General features: G+C 67.4%; 1 protein-coding gene. It reads left to right on the top strand.

Annotated features, from left to right (window positions below):
* Positions 1-85: 85 nt before the first annotated feature.
* A partial coding sequence (locus RMO40_RS08055; RefSeq protein WP_309718810.1) for a DUF6531 domain-containing protein occupies positions 86-3071 on the top strand: 2986 nt, incomplete at its 3' end.

Raw genomic sequence — 3071 nt, 5'->3', positions numbered from 1 at the left:
CGAGGGCACTGGTCGTCAAGGCGGAGGCACTGACATGCGATCGACCTCAGCCCAATTTCAATGGCGTGACATCGAGCCTTTGCCCATGAATCACCTTCTCAATGCATTGCGGCTACTGTGGCGTCTGTGCTCGCACGCGCTGCGACCACTGCTCTTGCTAAGTTTTCTGTTGGCCTGCACGGGCCTCGCTTCGGCACAGGCGCCAGCTCCTGCTGGCCTTCCCACACTTACCAGTTCGCAGCCGGCCGACGGCGCGCAGAACGTTGGCTCTTCAACCGACATCGAGCTGCGCCTTAACGCCCCGCTCACCCCGGCCCAGCGGCGCGGCCTCACTGCCACCCTGCTCGGGCCTGCCGGCCCGGTTGCGGCCCAGTTTGAACCGAGTGGCGAGCGCCTCTTGCGCATCCGTCCCGAGGCTGGGTTGCTGCCCGGGGCGGCCTACACGCTGATCGTGCAGGCCAGCCCAGGCACGGCGCCGTGGATTGCCTTGGGCTTTCGCACGCGGGCGTTGGATGCCGCGGCCCCTCAAGCCTCTGCCGAACTCGACGACGAGCCCGACCAAGGCTTCAACCCCGGCGCGCAGCACCGCAAGGGCCAGTGGCGCACCGGCGCGCTGCATGGGCACAGCCGCGATGCCCAGGCCCGCGCCCTGGAGCAACAGACGGTGCTGGAGCGTTTGCCAGCTGCCGCACGCCAGCGACTCTTGACGCGCATGGAACAGGCCGGCGAAGCGGTCACTCTCGATCCACGTGGCAAGCTGGCCCTGCGGCGCGAGGCCTCGCGCTCGTCTGCCCCGGCTCGCACCAGTGCCGACTCGACCCAAGCCACGAGCCTCACTGGCCAGGTGCTGGCCCTGAACGGCAGGCCGCTGTCGCGGGTGGTGCTGAGCGTCGGTGGGCGCTCCACTGAGACCGGCGCCGATGGCGAGTTCGAACTCACCGGCCTGGCCGCCGGCACCCAGGTGCTGGTGATCGATGGCCGCCGTGCCGGGCGCCGCAACCAGGATTTCGGCCGCTACGAATACAAGCTCGACCTGTCGCCCGGCGTCAACGACCTGCCGCACACCATCTGGCTGACCCGCATCGACCATCGCCATGCCGTGCGCCTGGCCTCGCCCACCCAGACTGAGACCGTGGTGAGCCACCCGGCCATCCCGGGGCTGGAGCTGCGCATCCCCGCCGGGGCAGTGATCCTCGGTGCCGATGGCCGTCTGGTGCGCGAGGTGAGCATCACGCCCATCCCGGCCGATCAGATGCCGTTTCCCATGCCGTATGCCGATGTGCCGCTGTATTACAGCATCCAACCCGGCGGCGCACGCATCGTGTCGGCCACCGGCCAGCCCATCGGCGCCACGCTGCACTACCCCAACTACTCGACCCAGCCGCCCGGCGCCAAGCTCGACCTCTTCGACTACGACCCGCGCGGGCGCGGTTGGTACACCTATGGCATCGGCACGGTCAGTGCCGACGGGGCGCGCATCGAGTCCAGGGAGCCGTTCACCATCTACCAGTTCGCCATGAGTTCGGCGGCTTCGCCAGGTGGGCCGGCACCGGGGCCACCTGACCCGTGTTGTGGCGGCGGTGGTGGCGGCAGCGGCGGCGGTGCCGGCGGTGGTGGTGGCGGCCCCGGCGACGACGACGCCGGTGACCCTGTGACCGTCGCCAGTGGCCTCTTCTCGGAGCGCAACACCGACCTCACGCTGCCTGACACCGTGCCCATCCGCCTGGAGCGCGAGTACCGCCAGAACGACACCAATCAGCGTGCCTTCGGCATCGGCTCCAACGGCTTCTACAACCAGTACCTCTACTTCGAAGGCCTGGTGGGCTACACCGCTCAGGCGGTGCACCTAGTGTTGCCAAGCAGTGCCTCAGTGCGCTTCGCACCCATCAGCGCCAACATCGACCTGCGTCTCACAGCTTCGATCTTCGAGTCCAATGAACCGGGGCCGTTCATGAAGGCGCGCTTCGCGATCTCGGCGGCAGGCTATGGAAATGACCTGGTGGTCACCACCAAAGGCGGCGAGCGCTACGGCTTCAGCTACTTCCAGTCGCGCCTAAAGTGGATGGAAGACCGCCACGGCAACCGAACCACGGTGCTGCGCGATGGCAGTGGCCGCGTCAGCCGCGTCATAAGCCCACATGGCCGATTCGTGGAGTTTTTGTACACGGCCCCGAGCTGCACCACGTGCATCACCCGCGCCACCGACCACACCGGCCGCTTCTTCCAATACGACTACGACACCCCGGGCCGCCTCACGCGTGTCACCGCGCCCGACAGCACCCACGTTGACTACACCTACGACAGCGCCCACCGCATGCTGACGGTGACCAACGCGCGCAACCACCGCAAGGTGCTCAATGAGTATTGGCTGGCCACTGGCAACACCGCGCTCGACGGCCGGGTGCGCAGGCAGACCTACGCCGATAACACCACGCACGACTTCGCCTACGAGTTCGACGCCCAGGGCCTCATCACCGCCAGCGAGGTGACCGACCAGCGTGGCGTGGTGCGACGGCGTGAGTACAACGCCGCTCGCTACATCGTGCGCGACGTGTTTGCCCAGGGCACGCCGCAGCAGGCGGCGTTTGTGTTCCAGCGTGATCCGGCCTCGCAGCTGATCATGCAGACGACTGACCCGCTGGGCCGGGTTACGCGCTTCGAGTACGACACGCTTGGCAACCAGACCTCCCGCACGGTGATGTTTGGGACCGCGCAGGCCACCACCTGGCTGACGAGCTATGAGCCGATGTTCAATCAGCCTTTGGTAAGCACCGACCCGCTGGGGCGGCGCATCACGCGGGTGTATGACGCGCAGGGCCGGCTGAGCGAGACGCGCAATGAGTTGGGGCATCGCACCACGTACACCTGGCATCCTGAAGGCCAGATGGAGACCATCACCCGCTGGCCGGGTGTGCCGACAGCGAGCACCCAGCTCACCACCCGCTTCGGCTACGACTACGGCGACCTGGTGCAGATCGCCGACCCGCTCAACCGGGTGACTCGCCTCAACGTTGATGCGCTCGGGCGCGTGACCGGCACACGTGATGCGGCCAACCAGCTGAGCACCACGG

Origin of the sequence: Rhizobacter sp. (assembly GCF_031412075.1) — a bacterium.
Lineage (GTDB): Bacteria > Pseudomonadota > Gammaproteobacteria > Burkholderiales > Burkholderiaceae_C > Rhizobacter.
This window is presented reverse-complemented; position numbering and strand designations above follow the sequence as displayed.